15 protein-coding genes and 2 tRNA genes are annotated in these 17,463 nt (G+C 53.7%); 3 read left to right on the top strand and 14 right to left on the bottom strand.

Annotated features, from left to right (window positions below):
- Positions 1 to 186: 186 nt before the first annotated feature.
- From C6362_RS07750 to trpS, 9 genes are all read right to left on the bottom strand, one after another.
- Positions 187 to 918, bottom strand: coding sequence for an alpha/beta fold hydrolase (locus tag C6362_RS07750; RefSeq protein ID WP_014016167.1), 732 nt, complete (start codon positions 916 to 918; stop codon positions 187 to 189).
- A 16-nt stretch (positions 919 to 934) separates the two neighbouring features.
- Complete coding sequence (locus tag C6362_RS07745; RefSeq protein ID WP_014016166.1) at positions 935 to 1,333, bottom strand: hypothetical protein; 399 nt, start codon at positions 1,331 to 1,333, stop codon at positions 935 to 937.
- 9 nt (positions 1,334 to 1,342) lie between these two features.
- Complete coding sequence (gene floA / locus C6362_RS07740; RefSeq protein ID WP_014016165.1) at positions 1,343 to 2,383, bottom strand: flotillin-like protein FloA; 1,041 nt, start codon at positions 2,381 to 2,383, stop codon at positions 1,343 to 1,345.
- Between the two features lie 14 nt (positions 2,384 to 2,397).
- Entirely contained in the window at positions 2,398 to 3,708 is a 1,311-nt protein-coding gene (locus C6362_RS07735; RefSeq protein ID WP_014016164.1) for an NfeD family protein, read from the bottom strand.
- A 14-nt stretch (positions 3,709 to 3,722) separates the two neighbouring features.
- Positions 3,723 to 4,124 (bottom strand): hypothetical protein, encoded by a 402-nt coding sequence (locus C6362_RS07730; RefSeq protein ID WP_014016163.1) that lies wholly within the window; start codon positions 4,122 to 4,124, stop codon positions 3,723 to 3,725.
- A 156-nt stretch (positions 4,125 to 4,280) separates the two neighbouring features.
- Complete coding sequence (locus tag C6362_RS07725; RefSeq protein WP_014016162.1) at positions 4,281 to 6,863, bottom strand: amino acid permease; 2,583 nt, start codon at positions 6,861 to 6,863, stop codon at positions 4,281 to 4,283.
- A gap of 13 nt (positions 6,864 to 6,876) precedes the next feature.
- A complete protein-coding gene (locus tag C6362_RS07720; protein ID WP_014016161.1) occupies positions 6,877 to 7,470 on the bottom strand; it encodes a cytidylate kinase-like family protein in 594 nt (197 codons plus the stop codon).
- A gap of 86 nt (positions 7,471 to 7,556) precedes the next feature.
- Positions 7,557 to 8,777, bottom strand: a complete 1,221-nt coding sequence (locus C6362_RS07715; protein WP_014016160.1) for an aspartate aminotransferase family protein — start codon at positions 8,775 to 8,777, stop codon at positions 7,557 to 7,559.
- Positions 8,778 to 9,023: 246 nt separating this feature from the next.
- A complete protein-coding gene (gene trpS, locus C6362_RS07710; RefSeq protein WP_014016159.1) occupies positions 9,024 to 10,010 on the bottom strand; it encodes a tryptophan--tRNA ligase in 987 nt (328 codons plus the stop codon).
- A gap of 413 nt (positions 10,011 to 10,423) precedes the next feature.
- Between trpS and C6362_RS07705 the strand changes: the two genes are divergently transcribed.
- Complete coding sequence (locus C6362_RS07705) at positions 10,424 to 11,743, top strand: purple acid phosphatase family protein (protein WP_014016158.1); 1,320 nt, start codon at positions 10,424 to 10,426, stop codon at positions 11,741 to 11,743.
- An 82-nt stretch (positions 11,744 to 11,825) separates the two neighbouring features.
- Positions 11,826 to 12,035: a DUF1858 domain-containing protein gene (locus tag C6362_RS07700; protein ID WP_014016157.1), complete on the top strand. Its 210-nt coding sequence runs from the start codon at positions 11,826 to 11,828 to the stop codon at positions 12,033 to 12,035.
- Positions 12,036 to 12,339: 304 nt separating this feature from the next.
- On the opposite strand, the gene sstT is transcribed toward C6362_RS07700, so the two are convergent.
- The 3 genes from sstT to C6362_RS07685 form a co-directional block, all read right to left on the bottom strand.
- Complete coding sequence (gene sstT / locus C6362_RS07695; RefSeq protein ID WP_014016156.1) at positions 12,340 to 13,584, bottom strand: serine/threonine transporter SstT; 1,245 nt, start codon at positions 13,582 to 13,584, stop codon at positions 12,340 to 12,342.
- A 394-nt stretch (positions 13,585 to 13,978) separates the two neighbouring features.
- Positions 13,979 to 15,370, bottom strand: a complete 1,392-nt coding sequence (gene ltrA, locus C6362_RS07690) for a group II intron reverse transcriptase/maturase (protein ID WP_198407942.1) — start codon at positions 15,368 to 15,370, stop codon at positions 13,979 to 13,981.
- 477 nt (positions 15,371 to 15,847) lie between these two features.
- Positions 15,848 to 15,924, bottom strand: a tRNA-Val gene (locus C6362_RS07685).
- Positions 15,925 to 16,060: 136 nt separating this feature from the next.
- On the opposite strand from C6362_RS07685, the gene C6362_RS07680 reads away from it, so the two are divergent.
- On the top strand, positions 16,061 to 16,414 hold the full coding sequence (locus C6362_RS07680) for a MerR family transcriptional regulator (protein WP_014016155.1): 354 nt from the start codon (positions 16,061 to 16,063) through the stop codon (positions 16,412 to 16,414).
- A gap of 187 nt (positions 16,415 to 16,601) precedes the next feature.
- Here the strand turns inward: C6362_RS07680 and C6362_RS07675 are convergent.
- Positions 16,602 to 16,678 (bottom strand) — tRNA-Val (locus C6362_RS07675).
- A 73-nt stretch (positions 16,679 to 16,751) separates the two neighbouring features.
- On the bottom strand, positions 16,752 to 17,297 hold the full coding sequence (locus tag C6362_RS07670; protein ID WP_014016154.1) for a TlpA family protein disulfide reductase: 546 nt from the start codon (positions 17,295 to 17,297) through the stop codon (positions 16,752 to 16,754).
- Between the last annotated feature and the right edge of the window lie 166 nt (positions 17,298 to 17,463).

The following is a 17,463-nucleotide window of genomic DNA, read 5'->3' as shown; positions in this document are numbered from 1 at the left end:
GGGAGAAAATCATTTCTATCGTAACGATGAATGATTTCTTACACTCCGCGTCCTTGCGGTTTCTTGTTTATACGTATATTATACTCACTTTTTAAATTTTGTAAAGTATTTTGCCGTAATTCATTTAATTATTTTTATAGGAAAAGGTTTTACTTCTTGTCATTTTAAAGTATTTTCTTTTTTTCCTTAATGCAGCTCTGCCTGGAGCCAGTTGACGGCATCGCCCATCATATTGGTCGTGACGAAATGGCCGAGGTCATCGTAGACGATGGACTGGGTCTTGACGTCATCGCGCTGGGCCAGTTTTTCCAGATAGAGTTCCTGGGCAGCCCCATCGACGACATCGTCGGCGCCGCCGCGGAGGGACAAGAGGGATCGGCCGCTGAGACGGTCCATGTGGGTATAGGGATCCATGGCAGCGAACTGCATCTGGATGAAGCGGTAGGCCCGGGGCTTTTCAATGTGCAGGGACGCACGGAAGCGCCGTTCCGATTCATCCCACCAGCCGGAACCGTTCATGACGACAGCCGTCTTAAATTCCTTGAACAAGCTCATGGCGCCGAGAGCCGTGAAGCCGCCCATGGAATGTCCCATGACGGCAATGGGCGTATCGGGCCAGTTTTCCTGGATATATTCCAGCATGAGCGGGACTTCCGTCATGTTCTGGAAAATGGTCTGCCAGAAATCGGGGTATACGATCTTCGATTCATAGTCCAGCGTGCCGCGGCAGCCATGGTTGACGGCGTCGGGAATGACGACATCGTAGCCATACGAGGCCAGGATGCGGCCGCGGACGGCCTGAAATTCTTTCTGCGACGACCAGCCATGATAGAACAAGACGACGCCTTTCGCTTTTTCCCCAGACGTGATGACCAGTCCGGGGATACCCTTGATACCTACTTCTTTTTCTTGAATCATTTGTGATAAATCCTCTCTATTTTTTAATTGACCGCTGACGATGAGCCAACGGTTCCTGCCATATTTCGGACCAGACAAAGCCGGCGTAGAGCTCCCGCGCCTGTGGCGTCAGCTGGCTCCAGGCCGCCGGGCGGACGCGCTGGGGCACGGATACGGGCGATACCGCAGCCGGACGGGCCGGCATCGCGGCTGGCACGCTGGGCGCCTGCGCCGGAGCGGCCGTTTCTGTCATCGAAGCCTCCCGGTCCGCTTCTTCTGCGGATTCGGCCGGAGCCGGCGTCCTGGCCGGTGCCGGCTTACGCCGCGGCGGTATAGGAATAGGGCCTTTCCGTTTGGCATAGTGCCGGCGGCGGCGCAAGATGTCGGGCAAGGCCGCCATCAGGACAAAGGCCACGATGAGCCATAGCATATCCATGGACCTCACCTACTTTCCGGCCGGACCCCGGTCGTCGTGATGACTGTCCTGCCCGGTCGGGACCGACTGGGTCTTGGGGACGCCGGCCTGGGCGACGGCATTCCGCATCTCCGTATCGGCCATGATATTCTTCATATTATAATAGTCCATGACGCCCAACTTGCCTTCGCGCAGGGCCTGGGCCAGGGCCAGGGGGACTTCGGCCTGGGCTTCGACGACCTTGGCCTGCATTTCCTGGGTATAAGCCTGCATTTCCTGCTCTTTGGCGACAGCCATGGCCCGCCGTTCTTCGGCCTTGGCCTGGGCGATCTGCTTGTCCGCTTCGGCCTGGTCGGTCTGCAATCGGGCGCCGATGTTGCGGCCTACGTCGACATCGGCAATGTCGATGGACAAGATTTCAAAAGCCGTCCCGGCGTCGAGGCCCTTGCTGAGGACGGTCTTACTGATTTCGTCAGGATTCTCCAGGACCTGCGAATGGTCCCGTGCCGAGCCGACGCTGGTGACGATGCCTTCGCCGACGCGGGCGATGACCGTCGCTTCACCGGCACCGCCGACGAGGCGGTCGATGTTGGCGCGGACCGTGACCCGGGCCCGGACCTTCAGTTCGATGCCGTTCTGGGCGACAGCCGAGATGAACGGCGTTTCGATGACTTTCGGATTGACGCTCATCTGGACGGCTTCCAGGACGTCGCGGCCGGCCAGGTCGATGGCGCAGGCCCGTTCAAAGGTCAGGGACATCGTCGCCCGATGGGCCGCGATGAGGGCGTCGACGACGCGGTCGACGTCACCGCCGGCCAGGTAATGGGCTTCCAGCTGATTGACGTTGACGTCGAGGCCGGCTTTATTGGCCTTGACCAGGGGCAGGATGATCTTGGACGGTATGACCCGGCGCAGGCGCATGCCGATAAGGTTGACGATGCCTACGGAGACGCCGGCTGCCATGGCCGAGATCCACAAGCCGATGGGCACGAAGTGCAGGAACAAGGATACGACGATGACAGCGGCGGCGATGATGATGATCGGTACGGCTAAAAAGGATACGATAGACATAAGATACCTCCTTCTCAGGGTTTGGGATGGCGTTCCGGTTCCGGTTCGACGACGACGCGGCTGCCTTCGACTTTGACGACGCGGACGATGACATCGCGGCCTATGAAAGTCCCATTGGCCACGGCGTCGACCCGTTCTTTGCCGATGCGGATCGTGCCGGACGGACGCAGGATAGTAATGGTCTTGCCCCGTTCATAGAGATATTTGCTGTAGTCGGCCTGGGCCGTATATCCCTTTTCTTTCGTCGAACGGTTCTTGAGGGTCAATTTTTCAAAGAGCCGGCTCTTGGGCAGGTGCTTGCCGACAACATAAAACAATATAATGGCCAGGACCGTCCCGCCAGCCAGGATGTAGACGGCTTCATACGTCGCCCCGAGCATGAAGAACAGGCTGCCGAACAAGAGGACGACGCCGGCCAGGCCGAAGATACCGACGCCGGGCGACGCCAGTTCCAGGCCGATGCAGAGCAGGCTGACGAGAAAGGCGGCGACGATTTTCAGGCCGTCTGCCAGGGACTCGTTGCCCGACAGGAGCAGCAGGCCGCCGAAGACAAAGGCCGTAGCGATGCCGGCGCCGATGCCGGCCATCTTGATTTCTGCCAGCAAGGCAGCGATGATCAAGGCGACGAAGATGGTCCGGACATAGGGATTCTGCAAGATGCCGACGACGTCGTCGCGCCAATCCTTATCGACGTACGTCAATGACGCATCGCCCAGGCTGTACAGGGCCAGGGCTTCGGACAGCGTATCGGCTGAGCCATCGGACACGTTCAGTTCCTTGGCCTGGCCGTCAGATAAGGCCAATATCTTGCCCGGTTCGGCATAATCGGGATAGCCCTGGGATTTGTCGACCATGGCTTCGGCGACACCGGGATTATGGCCATTCTGGGCGGCTGTCGCGCTGAACTCGGCCTTTAAGGCGGCAATGTTCTTTTCCGTGTTGGGAATCGGTTCGGCCGCGCCGATACTGCTGCCCGGCGCCATGATGATATGGCGGCACGACAAGGCAATAAGGGCCCCGGCCGACCAGGCCCGCGACGTGACATAGGCGATGGTCGGGACGTCGGAAGCCATGAGCATATCGCGGATTTTGAGGGCGCTGTCCACGCGGCCTCCCAAGGTATTGATGGTAATGACGACAGCCGTATCCCCTTCTTCGGCGGCCTGGCGCAGACCGCGCTGGATGAAGGCGGCCTGGCTGCCGTCGATATCGCCGGAAATCGGCAGGACGCGGACGGAATCGGCCTGCACGACAGCAGCCGGTGCGGCGGCTGCCAGGGAAAAGAACAAGACAGCAGCTGTTATCATGCGTAATAGAAAGGTCATTCCCTCACCTGCTTTCATTCACTTTTTTTCGGCGCCTCAATACATTGAAAATAACCGGCACGCTGGAGTTTTTCCAATTCTTCCGGCGAAATGTTCCGGGCAGCCTGTTTTTCCAGTTCCTCAATAGGCTTGTCTTCAATCATATGAATCTTGTCGATGACGGCATCATAGACGGCAGGCGGTTTGTTTTCCTTGATCCAGTCCAGCATGTGGTCGAGCCACTTGCGGCACGTCCAGGAGTCCTCCCCGTGGTTGTGGCCCCGGAGTATCTGGATCTGAGCCTGTTCGGGGATCTTGGCCAGGAACCAGTTCCATCGTTCCCGGGCAATGAGATAATGATAAAGTTCATCGACGTCGCGCAAATGCTGTTCCCGAAGTTCCAGCGTATAACGCGACCAAAATAAACTGAGTGTCATAATGACTACCTCCAAGCAACTATGATATAACTAGTTTATCTTAAGATATTCTACACAGCCTTGTCAAACTCCTGCTGGTAAAAAGAAAATCTTTTGGTTATATGAAAAAAGGGGCTGTCGCATGTGCGACAGCTCCTTTTTTACTACAAACTATTTTCACGAATCAAATGCGGCTTCCATGGCAGCGGCTTTTTCCTGGACGGCTTCGGCTGCTTCCTCACCGATATAGGCTTCGGCCATGGTGGCGATATCGTCTTCATGGACGCCCATGTCGGCAATGCGCAGGTCCAGGTGCAGTGCCTTGGCCAGATAGCAAAGGCGGGCTGCACAGTCATCGGATGTAAAGCCGCCCATCGTGCGGGCCAGTTTACCATAGAGGAAGGGATCCTTCCCTGCTTTAGCATCGATGACGACAGGGACGATAGCTGCCAAGAGCACTTCGTCAGCCGGGAAGGAGGTCTTGGCGACGGCTTGCGCCAGTCCTTTGGCTACCTGACTGCCCGTTTCTGCAGCGACCATGCTGCCGATGACGCCGGCCAGGACGACTTTTTCCCAAGCTCCTTTATCGGCATGATCGGTGCAGACGCCGGCCAGCTTATCGTTCAAGATGTCGATGGCGTAGAGGGCCATGGCATCGGTCAGCGGCTGGGCATCGGCTGCCGTATAGGCACTGATACATTCACTGAGGGCGGCAAAGCCCGAGACGGCCCGTTCTTTCTGGCTCATGCCGGTCATACATTCCGGATCGACGATGACGACTTTTGCCAGCAGGGCCTGGTCGCGGCTGCCGTCGGGCAGGGATGCATCGAAGCAGGCACCGGTATGATAGTTCGTCGGCACGAAGGTCAGCGGCAGGATTGCCTGACCCAGGGTGCTGGCAGCGGCACGGGCAATCATCTTGGCCCCTTCCATGACGGTATTGCCGCCGATGGCGACGATGAAGTCACTGCCGTTCTTCTTGATTTCATCGACGGCTGAATCAGCCGTAATATCCAGGGATTTCCCCGTGACGTGGGCAAAACGGGCCACAGAGATACCGGCATCTTTCAAGCTCTTTTCGACTTCACGGACCAGGTCCCGTCCATTCGTCGCCGAATCGGTGACGACCAGGGCCTTGGTCCCATAGGACTTCAACAGTTCCCCGGCCAGGTGGCGCTTGCCGGCGCCAAAGACGACGGATACCGGCATGGAGAAGGAGAAACTGAGCGGCTGCGATACATAGGTGACAGGCGCATCCGATTCGACATTCTGAAGGGCTGCGGCCATAGCCTGACCGAAAGCCAGGTCGCCCGCTTCTTCGACGGCTTCATTATCCAGGGCCACGTCGATATGGGTAGCGAACTTGCTGCCGTATTTAGCCTTGCAATAGAGGCCGAAGAGGACGCCCAGGATTGACCAGCTGAGAACCATGCCCCATTCCTGCGGAACCAGGGTAGCACCGGAACCGGGGACGACGTACATGACGACCATGAAGCCCGACATGAGGATAGCCAGGGCACCGACGAGTTTATAATGGCTGACTTTATAAGGACGAGCCATGTCCGGTGCTTTTTTACGAAGGATGACGAAGGAAATAGCGACCATGCAGTAGGCGACGCAGCAGCCGAAGTTGCCGGCATCGACGACCCAGACCAGCATCTTTTTGCCGAAGAACGGCGCGATGATGGACAAGAGGCCGATGAGCAAGAGCGCATTGACAGGCGTCTTATATTTATCGTGCAATTTGGCAAAGACCCGCGGGATCATATACGATTCAGCCATGGAGTACATGGCGCGGCTGCCGCCGATGAGGAAGGAGTTCCAGCTGGTGATGATGCCGCAGAGGCCGCCGATGATGAGGACCTTGGCCATGATGGAGCTGCCAAAAGCGACGGCCATGGCATCAGCCGTGACCAGGCCGCCGACGCTTTTCATGGCGACGGAGATTTCTGCATTATTCATGACATAGCCGACGCCGAAGATGATGAGCGCATAGAAGAGGACGGCCAGGACGATGGACAAGATGAGGATGCGGCCGATTTTCTGCAAGGATACAGAAATTTCTTCGGCAGCCTGCGGGATGACGTCGAAGCCGATGAAATAGAACGGCGTCATGACGGCAACGGCCAGGGTCCCTTTGACCATATCCGTCGTCGTCGCCCCCATGAACAGCTGGCCTTCCAGGTTCGATACCGTACCGGTCAGGGCCGAAGCCGCGATGAGCAGGATACCGACGCCACCGATGATGACCGTCAGGATCGTCTGCAAAATAGCTGCCGTCTTGGTCCCGATGATATTGATGGCCGTAATGAAGACAGAAACCAGAATGGCTACGGCCAGCCAGGAAGCGTAAATATCGAAACCGGCAACGGTATACAGATAGCCTGCCAGGAAATCAGGATAAATATAAGCTACGATGGTCGGCAGGGCGCAGGCTTCGAAACAGACGACGCCGACATACCCTAAAACGATCATCCAGGTACAAACAAAAGAACCAAGCGGCCCCATGGCCTTATAACTGAAGACATGTTCACCGCCGCACTGCGGCATAGCCGACGTCAGTTCGGCATAGGTCAGGCCGACGAAGAAAATCATGACGCCGCCAATGGCAAACCCCAGCATGGCGCCTAAGACGCCGCCTTGCATGATCCAGTCGCCCGTCGATACGACCCAGCCCCAGCCAATCATGGCCCCGAAGGCGATGACCAGGACGTCCCAAGCACTCAGGACTTTATCAAAATCAGACTTTTTTGTCGCCATCTTTCATACCCCCTCAAGTCTCTTCAAAACGCATTTCGACGAAAGATTTGATGAACTTCGCCGTCTTTTCCCAGCCCAGGACGCTGCTGTCGACCAGCAGGTGCCGGTTGTGACGGTCACCGCGATAGGTCCCGGTAATGTATTTATACCGTCTATGGAGAGCATTGTCATAATCACGGATGACTTCTGCCGCGTGGCGTTCGGATAAGTTCATCTTTTCCATGATGGTCTTAATACGTACTTCTGTCGGTGCATAAATGAAGACGTTGACGACATTTTCCTGCCCCTTCAGGATATAGTCGCTGCACCGGCCGATGATGACGCACGATGTCTTTGCCATCTTGCGGATGACGTCGAACTGCGTGTAAATGACTTTGTTGGACAAATTCGCATAGCGCGTTCCCAACGATGTTTCGATGCCATACGGAACGAAATTCTTGTTATCTGCTTCTTCTACGAGATGTTTTTCTACGCCGATTTTTTCCACGACTTTATCTACGAGATCCCGGTCGTAGTATTCGATTCCCAGCGACTTAGCCAGCATCTTGCCGATTTCCGGGCCGCCGCTGCCGAATTCACATCCCACGGTAATGACGAAATGTTTCATTTCGTTCCCCCCTTTTTTTTAGAAAAGGTGCCTGCCAACCCCTCAATTCTGGCAGACACCTTTTCCTACCCCTCAGTAGTGATTACTTATTTTGCCAATTCTTCGACCGATTCCTTGATGATGGCAATGGCCTTGTCGACGTGTTCCTTCTGGAGGATCAGCGGCGGAACCAGGCGCAGGACGTGGTCGCCGATAGCCGTCGACAGCATGTGTTTGTCGAAGCATTTATGCTTCAAGTCGACGCTGTTGATCTTGTCGTCAAATTCAAGCCCCAAGAAGCAGCCCTGGCCGCGGGCTTCCTTCAGATGCGGCAGTTTTTCCCGGGCCTGTTCCAAGAAGTATGCCCCCATCTTCTTGGCATTGCCAGCCAGGTCTTTGTCCAACAGTTCGTTGACTTCGGCCAAGGCTGCGGCGCAGCAGACCGGATGGCCGCCGAAGGTACTGCCGTGGGAACCCATAGTGAAGGCTTTGGAAACATCTTCGCGGGCGCAGATAGCAGCGATTGGCATGCCGCCGCCCAGGGCTTTGGCCATAGAGACGATATCCGGTTTGATGCCGTAGTTCATGTAGGACATGACAGCCCCGGTGCGGCACCAGCCGCTCTGTACTTCATCGAGGAGGAGGAGCAGGCCTTTTTCATCGCACAGTTTGCGCAGGCCCGTGAGGAATTCTTTCGTTGCCGGATGGACACCGCCTTCGCCCTGTACCGGTTCGACCATGATACCGATGGTGTTTTCCGTGATGGCATCTTCAAAGGCTTTCAAATTGTTGAATTCAGCATATTTGAAGCCCGGCGTCATGGCACCGAAACCGATCTGGCAGGCATTGTCCGGCTGGCCCGTAGCGCTCATGGAACCAAAGGTACGGCCGTGGAAGGATTCTTTTGCCGTGATGATTTCGTATTTGTTGGGACCAAAGTGTTCAACGCCGTATTTACGGGCCATCTTGATCATGGCTTCGTTGGCTTCTGCCCCGGAGTTCTGGAAGAAGATCTTGTCCATGCCGATGGTCGTGCAAATCTTTTCAGCCAGCAGGGCCTGCGGTACTGTGTACGGATAGTTGAAGGTCTGCATGATGTCCATGCACTGGTCGATGACGGCCAGGACGACTTTGTCGTTGCAGCTGCCGGCGCTGTTGACGGCGATACCAGCGTAGAAATCAAGGTACGGTGTCCCGTTTTCATCGTAGACGTACATGCCTTTGCCGCGTTCGGCGATCATGTCGAAGCGTTCGTACGTTTCAATCATGTACTTGTCTACTTTGGCTTTGATTTCTTCTTTGGTCAATCCTACATCGCGTAATCTCATTCGTAACTCCCCCTAAACTGATGAATTTATAAAGAAATGATAACTAAAAGATCGAACAAAGAAATCCCCAAATAAAAACAGAGGCAAGGAAAGCTGATGTTCCATCAGGCTCCCTTGCCTCTTGTCTCTACTATTTTCTTTGTTGGATATAGTGTAATACTTTATACTTTCTTTGTCAATATGTTATTTGCTTTTATTTTTATAAATTTCAAATCTTATCGACTTTCAAATTTAAGAGTAATCGTTTTACTTGCGGAACAAGCCCATGGCCTTGGCGGCTTTTTCGTAAGTCACGCTGGCCTTGGCATGGGCTTTGGCAGCGCCTTTGTCAAGGATAGCGTCCAGTTCGGGATCGTCGACGAGCTGGCGGTAACGCTGCTGGATCGGTTCCAGCGTCGAGATGACAGCGTCGGCCACGTCTTTCTTGAAGGCGCCATAGCCTTTGCCGGCATAGGCCGCTTCGACCTGTTCGTGCGTCTGGTCTGTCAGGGCCGAGAAGATTTCGATGAGGTTGGAAATGCCCGGCTTGTTTTCTTTATCGTAATGAACGGAGTTTTCGCTGTCCGTCTGGGCCCGTTTGATTTTCTTTTCGATAGCCTTCGGTTCGTCGAGGAGATAAATCGTTGCCGTCGTGTTGTCGTCGGACTTGCTCATCTTCTTGGTCGGTTCCTGGAGGCTCATGACGCGCGTGCCGTCCTGGCCGAGGTAGATATCGGGGATGGTGAAGACTTCGCCATAGAGGCGGTTGAAGCGCTGAGCCAGGTTGCGGGTGATTTCCATGTGCTGCTTCTGGTCATCGCCGACGGGGACGAAGTTGGTCTGGTACAAGAGGATGTCCGCAGCCATGAGGGGCGGATAGGTCAACAGGCCGGCCGGGATGGAGTCGCCCCGTTTGGAAGCCTTATCCTTGTACTGGGTCATGCGTTCCAATTCACCGACATAGGACAAGGTAATCATCATCCAGCCCAGGAGTGCGTGTTCCGGGACTTCTGACTGGACGAAGAGCGTCGATTTTTCCGGATCCAGGCCGGAAGCCAGGTAGATGGCAGCCAGCTGCCGCGTGCGCTGATGTAAGAGGGCCGGGTCCTGCGGGACCGTGATGGCATGCTGGTTGACGACGCAGTAATAACATTCGTTGCCGTCCTGGATTTTCGAGAAATTGCGAAGTGCGCCTAAATAGTTACCTAAAGTCAGATTGCCGCTCGGCTGGATACCAGAAAAAATAACAGACATGATGGATTCCTCCCTGTTCAATAAAAAAATCCTTCCATCCCTCACATTAGGGACGAAAGGAAAGTCATTTCCGCGGTACCACCCTGGTTGGCAAAACTGCCCGGCTCATATGCACACGTAGATGCATTCTTTCCTGATAACGGTGAAAGTTCCGGCAGGACCTACTCAGCTTCAGCCTGCATCTCCCGGGCCCATTCCCATTCACGGCCTCTTCACCGGACTTCCACTGCCACCGGCTCGCTGTCAAGGGTATCGTGACGGTACTTGCTCCCGTTCATCGACGTTCTCTATCACTTTGGATGCATCTATCTTATATCGAAGAAAGGGCCTTGTCAAGTTTTTCTTTTTTTCTCTTGACTTAGAGTTGACTCCATCCCTTATAATAACGTATATTCAAAAATAGGAGGAACGCTATGAAAGCAAAATATAAAAAGATCATCGCCTGTTCTCTGGCCGCTGCCGTCATCGCCGCTGTCAGTGCCTATACCTGGCTGCCCGGTACGAAGACCGTCGCCAAGCAGGGCGTCAAGGCCACCAAGGCTGCGGCGGCCCACTACCTGTCGACGGAGGTCGTCGATGCCTCCAACATCCGCCAGGTCATCACGGCGGACAGCACGACGTCGCGGACCTTCATGTGGCAGTCGGACTACGCCGAAGATAAGCCCGTCGTCGAATACCGCAAAGCCGGCGACGATACTACCCTCATGCAGCTCCCCGCTTCCAGCGACGCCTTCAGCGACGATGGCGTGACGACGTACATCCACACGGCCACCGTCACCGGCCTCGAACCGGGTACGGCCTATGAATACCGCGTCGGCGCCGGCGACAAGCGCAGCAGCTGGCAGACCTTCCACACGGCCCAGGGCAATGACTTCAAGGCCCTCATCTTCCCGGACTCCCAATCCAGCGACTACAGCGTCTGGGCCGCCACGGCACAGCCGGCATGGCAGCGCAACCAGGACGCCCAGTTCTTCATCAACATGGGCGACCTCGTCGATAACGGCCAGGACCACTACCAGTGGAATGCCTGGTTCGACGTCGTCAACGACATGATTGCCCGCATCCCCGTCGTCCCTCTCCTGGGAAACCACGAAACGTATAATAAGGACTGGAAAGTCCGCATGCCCGAAGCCTATCTGCACCTCTTCGCCCTGCCTCAGATCGATATGGAAAAATACCAGAACCAGTTCTACTCCTTTGACTACGGCGACGTCCACTTCGTCGTCCTCAACACGCAGTCCCAGGAACTGGCCGACTTCGAGCCCAGCCTCGATGAAGACGAAGTGGCCTGGTTCAAAAAAGACATGGCCAAGACGAAGAAGAAATGGAAAATCGTCCTCATGCACAAGGACCCGCTTCAATATGGCTTTGCCAGCCGGCCAGAACCTCGTGCCGAAGGCTTTTCGCCGGAAGGACAGCTGTGGATGCCCCTCTTCGACCAATATGGCGTCGATGCCGTCCTCTCGGCGCACCTCCACACCTACCGCGACCGGGGCCATATCAAGAACTTCCAGCGCGATGAATCGGGGCCCTTGTACCTCATCACCGGCGTCGCCGGCAACGTCCAGTATCCGGGCCTGTGGAAGCAGCACAGCCTCGATGAATACGTCGCGCCCCAGCCGGAAACGGACAATTACATGAGCCTGGAAGCCAGCGAAGACAGCCTCACCTTCCGCAGCTTCCTGCCGAACGGACAACTCTTGGAGGAAAAGCGCATTTCCTCGCACAAATGAAAAAAAGTATGATATAATAGATGCAATCCGGACGTTCCTTCAAAACAGTACGGATACGATTTGACAAGGAGGAATACACACAATGGCACAGATTACAAAAGACACGGGTATCATTGAAGCCGTTCAGAAATATCCGCAGATCATTGAAATCTTCCAGCAGTACGGTCTCGGCTGCATTGGCTGCATGGCTGCTCACTTTGAAACCATCGGCCAGGGCGCTGGTGCTCACGGCATCGACGTCGACGCCCTCGTCGCCGACCTCAACGACTGCATCGCTGCTAGCGGAAAATAAGGGTGGAAAAAAGCGTTGTCCTGACGGACAACGCTTTTTTAGTGGCTCGTGGTTCGTGGCTCGTGGCTAGCGGCTCCCCTTATAGGGGAGCTGGCCGCCGAAGGCGGTCTGAGAGGTTGCTTTTGACACAAAAAGGCCCTCGCATGATGAATATCGTCATGCGAGGGTACTTTTGCGAACGGCGAATTGCGTTATTCATTATAATCTATGGCGGGCGCCCCACGTGGCGCCCCTACATGCGAACGGCGGACGGCGGGACGCCCTCTGGGCGTCCCCTACATGGGCCTCCCCTACATGGGCGTTCCTACCCTTGATGGCTTACTTCGTGGCCGCCCAGGTGTTCGGGATAACCGCGCTGGGCGAAGTCGGCAGCGGCTGTGAAGAGGATATCTGTCGACGAGTTGAGGGCCGTTTCCGTCGAGTCCTGTAAAACGCCGATGATGAAGCCGACGCCGACAACCTGCATGGCAATATCATTGGAGATGCCGAAGAGGCTGCAGGCCATGGGGATCAGCAGCAGAGAGCCGCCGGCAACGCCGGAAGCCCCGCAGGCACCGATGGCCGAGAGAACGCTGAGCAGGAGGGCTGTCGGGAAGTCGACGGCAATCCCTAAGGTATGGACAGCGGCCAAGGTCATGATAGAAATGGTGATAGCTGCGCCGGACATGTTAATCGTGGCCCCGAGGGGAATCGTAACGGTATACGTATCGGGATTGACACCGATTTCTTTGGCCAAGGACAGGTTGACCGGGATGTTAGCAGCCGAGCTGCGCGTAAAGAAGGCCGTGACCCCAGACGTCTTGATGCATTTCCAGACCAGCGGATAGGGATTGCGGTGGATCTTGGCATAGACGATGATCGGGTTGACGACGAAGGCAAAGAGCAGCATCGTCCCTAACAAGAGGCAGAGCAATTTAGCATAGCCGATGAGGGCACCGATACCATTGGACGAAACGGAGTCAGCGACGAGGCCCATGATGCCGAGCGGAGCCAGGCGGATGATCCACTGGACACAAGTCGTAACGGCGTCGGCACAGTCATCGAGGACGGCTTTCGACGATTCGGAAACGCGGCGGACGGCGACGCCGAACAGGCAGGCCCAGCCGAGGATCCCGATGTAGTTGCCCGTCATCAGAGCGTGGACCGGGTTATCGACGATGTTCTTGAGGAGCGTCGTCAAGACTTCGGCAATGCCTTCAGGCGCCTTATTGCTGGCAGCCGATACGTCGAGCTGCAGCGTCAGCGGGAAGACGAAACTGATCATGACGGCGAAGAAAGCCGCTAAAAAGGTACCGATAAGATACAGGATGATGACATCTTTGATGTTCGATTCGTGATCTTCCTGTTTGCGGCTCAAGGCAGCGGAGACCAGGACGAAGACCAAGACCGGGGCGATGCCCTTCAAGGCACCGACGAAAATGACGCCGAGCAAAGCCAATTCCTTCCCAGCTGCCGGGAAAGCCATGGCCACGACGATACCGATGATCAAGCCGACGAGGATCTGCTTAATCAGGCTGATGCGGTTCAATGCATTCCATAAACTATGCATAAAGAAAACCTCCTACCCTAAAATATCAATGATTCCATGTTACAAATGTATAATACATGAATACACTTGTTTATTATAAAGCAAAATCCATAAATTTTCAATAAAAAAAAGAAAACTCTTGTAAAGCTTTTTGTTATCTCTCATGTTTTCTTTGTCTTTGATGCTTGAGGCTTGAGACTTGATGTTTGACGAAAGGCTCTCCTCATAGGAGAGCTGGCCGCCAAAGGCGGTCTGAGAGGTTGCTTTCTCAGCATTTGTAGTTTTTAGTGGATGGCGTCAAATTTAAAACCATTCGCTAACTGCTAGCCGCTGACTGATCGAGTAGGAGGGATTTCTGAGTAGAAATCCCGACCTCTCACACCACCGTGCGTACCGTTCGGTACACGGCGGTTTCCTAGTTTTCGCATACTTGCTTGTAATAGCTCGTCATGGTTATGTAGCCAAGGCGGGCTATTTCTTTATTCGTAAGAACTGAGTTCAGCATTGCCGCTGCTCGCCACGGACCTTTTCGGCAGTTAGCCATTTCCAACACTACCCACTTGGGCGCGCCGTATTGGCTTATCATCCGGTGTTTCGTCCGTACCTTCTTCCATTGTTTCCAGTATATGGTTCGTATTTTGCGTCGAATCCATCTGTCAATTTGAATTAGCAGTTCCTTCATATTCGCTAGTTTAAAGTAATTCACCCATCCCTTTATGAATCGTTTCAATAGAAGGGCTCTCACTTCGTTTCCTTTTCCATTGCTTCGTTTCAATATAAACCGCAAACGGTCTTTCATCTTAGTAATGGATTTCGGATGCACCCGGAGTCGGCATTTTCCATTCTTTCGGTAGAAGCCATATCCCAGATATTTAACATAGCGGATGTGGGCTACGTGCGTCTTATTTCGATTCACCTTGAGAAATAATTTCTTCTCAATATATCGAGTGATGCTTTCCAAGGTCCTTTCGGCACTTCTTCTGCTTTTGCAGAGTATCATGCAGTCATCTGCATAGCGGACAAATTTATGTCCGCGCCGTTCCAGCTCCTTATCCAGCTCATTCAGCATGATGTTACTCAAGAGCGGACTCAATGGCCCTCCTTGGGGAACCCCCTGTTCACTTCGTTCGAACATCCCATGCCGGATAACACCAGCATGGAGATATTGGTGTATCAGCGAGATGACCCGGCCGTCTTTTACGCTCCTTGACAGAACTTCTATCAATTTGCTTTGGCAGACATTGTCGAAAAATTTCTCCAAGTCCATGTCTACGACGTAGACATAGCCCTCATCTGCATAGGCCTGGCATTGTTTCAACGCATCGTGGGCGCCCCGTTTGGGACGGAACCCGAAACTGCTATCTGAAAACTGTGGCTCGTAGATAGGCACAAGAACCTGCGTAATCGCCTGTTGTATCATGCGGTCTACGACCGTAGGGATTCCTAATTTCCGGAATTTCCCTTTTTCCTCTTTGGGTATTTCAACCCGACGGACTGGCTGGGGCTTATATTTCCCATTCCGTATTTGCTGAAGGAGGTCCAGGCGATGTTCCCGCAGGTAGGGTAGAAGTTCATCTACACTCATCCTGTCGACCCCGCCGGTTCCTCGATTAGACTTTACCTTCTTATAGGCACCATTTAAGTTGTCTCGTGATAAAATCTGCTTCAACAGACTGTCCGCTGGCAAGCTTGCAATGATGTCGTTGTGTTCAGCAATCCTCGCATGGGCAGACGCTTCCACATATCCCGGTTGTTCCGCAACCTCTTTTTGTGGACAGCCTTCTTGATGAAGTTTTCTGTCTTTCATTCCATGATTGGTTACTTTCATTAACTAACATCTCCTAGGATTCGGCCCTTTCCTCATGGTCTATAGCCCATAAGGTACTATGGCCTCGGCTGACTCCTCATGATAAATCTTATTTCAACCATGATGTCCAATCTATATGGCACCATCATGTCCATGAGGCCTCCCCGGGTAAGAACGCACTCTTTCTCTCCATGTGTCTGCCACATCTACTATTCATGGTTCCGTGTAGCTATGGGACTTCAACCTGTTAGGCGGCCTTATCCCCATGACTAGCCTTATGTGATTTCTGTTCGTCAGACCAGAGATTTGCCTCGACCTTCCTTCAGATTCCATCTCACGATGGACACCCTTGGTTCTGGCTATAGCCTTCCCGCTACCGGGCGGCTTAGGGACTTTCACCCATTAGAGTGCGCCCATGCCGGGCGCACCTAAAAAAGGACTTGCCGCATAGCGACAAGTCCTTTTTCGCACACAATATGGTGGGCGGTAATGGATTCGAACCATCGACCCCCTCGATGTCAACGAGATACTCTAACCAACTGAGCTAACCGCCCATATTTCGTACTTCTCTGTGCGACTTGTTTATTATAACCTACTTTTCACATTTTGGCAAGGGCTTTTTTCAACATTTTTCACAGCTTGACTTGAACTCCACTCTAACCAGTATAATAAAGGTAAGGAGGGATTGTTTTGAAGATAAAAGATGTCAGTGAAAAATTCCAGATTTCGCCGGATACGCTGCGCTATTACGAAAAAATCGGCCTCATCCACAACGTAAGCCGTGATAAGAACGGTATCCGCAATTACAGCCAGGAAAACTGCAATACCATTGCCTTCATCAAATGCATGCGCGCAGCCAGCGTCTCCATCGACGGCCTGTCGCGGTATATGGAACTCTTTCAGCAAGGCGAGGCGACGCGCAAAGAACGGCGTCAAATCCTCACAGAAGAACGGGACCATTTAGAAAGCCGCATGAAAGATATTCAAGAGGCCCTGCAGCACCTGAACTGGAAAATCAAGATGTACGATGAAGGGAAGTTCTAATAGCAGGCAGCAGTTCGCAAAGGCTCCCTTTTTAGGGGAGCTGGCCGCCTCAGGCGGTCTGAGAGGTTGCTTTATATTTTGTAGAAGCTGGCTTTAATTTTTTACCATTTGCTGCAAACTAAAAACTACAAACTTAAAACTCAAAAAGAGGCTGTCTTAATGCGACAGCCTCTTTTTTCACACAATATGGTGGGCGATAATGGATTCGAACCATCGACCCCCTCGATGTCAACGAGATACTCTAACCAACTGAGCTAACCGCCCATATTTTATACTTCTCTGTGCGACTCGTTTATTATAACCTACTTTTCTCTTTTTGGCAAGGGAAATAGAAAAATTATTTTAATAACTTTTCCATTTCATAGGACAACTGTCGCGGCGTCAAAACGCTGTCGAAGGGGCGCGTCATCTGGCCACCGCGGGCGATGAAGATGAGTTTCGGTATGTCATGGACGCCATATTCCTTCAGCATCGGTTCCCGGACACAATAGACAGGCAGGCCTGCCCCGCTCTGCTTCATATAAGACAAGCTGTCCTCCTGGTCCGGTCCGACAGGGACCGTCACAAACTGAATGGCTTGCCCATACGTTGGATACACTTCTTCCAGTGCTGCGAGCTGGCGCAAACTGTCCTGGCTCCAGGAAGACCAGAAGAAGAGGCAAACCGGTTTCTCATTATACAAGGCCTGAAGCCGCACCGTACCATTAGGTGATTCCAGAGATTCATCAGGGGCCATCATTTCCGTTTCAGCCGTCGTCACGTCTTCCGCTTCCTTGATGACATCCGAACTATAAGCCTCTTCTTCCTTGCCAGGCCAGAAAAAAATCGTCAATATCAAGCAAATACAGGCAAGCCCTGCCAGGATTCTCGTTTTGATGGTCATGTCTCTCTCCCCTTTTTCCTTATATCCATTATAACTGAAAAAAGTGGTTCGTGGCTAGTGGTTCGTGATTCGTCGCGATGGATTTTTTGTCCCTTCAATTTACGATGAACGACCTACGATGAACCTAAAAGAGGGCTTGTCGCCATACGACAAGCCCTCGAATCTG

The sequence above is a fragment of the Megasphaera elsdenii DSM 20460 genome, from assembly GCF_003010495.1.
GTDB lineage: Bacteria > Bacillota > Negativicutes > Veillonellales > Megasphaeraceae > Megasphaera > Megasphaera elsdenii.
The sequence above is the reverse complement of the archived record's forward strand: the minus strand, read 5'-3'. Positions and strand labels throughout refer to the sequence as shown.

Coding starts and splice junctions, on each gene's coding strand:
- C6362_RS07705 (WP_014016158.1), top strand. CDS start 10,424: ATGAAAGCAAAATATAAAAAGATCATCGCCTGTTCTCTGGCCGCTGCC.
- C6362_RS07725 (WP_014016162.1), bottom strand. CDS start 6,863: ATGGCGACAAAAAAGTCTGATTTTGATAAAGTCCTGAGTGCTTGGGAC.
- C6362_RS07735 (WP_014016164.1), bottom strand. CDS start 3,708: ATGACCTTTCTATTACGCATGATAACAGCTGCTGTCTTGTTCTTTTCC.
- C6362_RS07750 (WP_014016167.1), bottom strand. CDS start 918: ATGATTCAAGAAAAAGAAGTAGGTATCAAGGGTATCCCCGGACTGGTC.
- ltrA (WP_198407942.1), bottom strand. CDS start 15,370: ATGAAAGACAGAAAACTTCATCAAGAAGGCTGTCCACAAAAAGAGGTT.
- C6362_RS07670 (WP_014016154.1), bottom strand. CDS start 17,297: ATGACCATCAAAACGAGAATCCTGGCAGGGCTTGCCTGTATTTGCTTG.
- sstT (WP_014016156.1), bottom strand. CDS start 13,584: ATGCATAGTTTATGGAATGCATTGAACCGCATCAGCCTGATTAAGCAG.
- C6362_RS07745 (WP_014016166.1), bottom strand. CDS start 1,333: ATGGATATGCTATGGCTCATCGTGGCCTTTGTCCTGATGGCGGCCTTG.
- C6362_RS07715 (WP_014016160.1), bottom strand. CDS start 8,777: ATGAGATTACGCGATGTAGGATTGACCAAAGAAGAAATCAAAGCCAAA.
- C6362_RS07700 (WP_014016157.1), top strand. CDS start 11,826: ATGGCACAGATTACAAAAGACACGGGTATCATTGAAGCCGTTCAGAAA.
- C6362_RS07730 (WP_014016163.1), bottom strand. CDS start 4,124: ATGACACTCAGTTTATTTTGGTCGCGTTATACGCTGGAACTTCGGGAA.
- C6362_RS07720 (WP_014016161.1), bottom strand. CDS start 7,470: ATGAAACATTTCGTCATTACCGTGGGATGTGAATTCGGCAGCGGCGGC.
- floA (WP_014016165.1), bottom strand. CDS start 2,383: ATGTCTATCGTATCCTTTTTAGCCGTACCGATCATCATCATCGCCGCC.
- trpS (WP_014016159.1), bottom strand. CDS start 10,010: ATGTCTGTTATTTTTTCTGGTATCCAGCCGAGCGGCAATCTGACTTTA.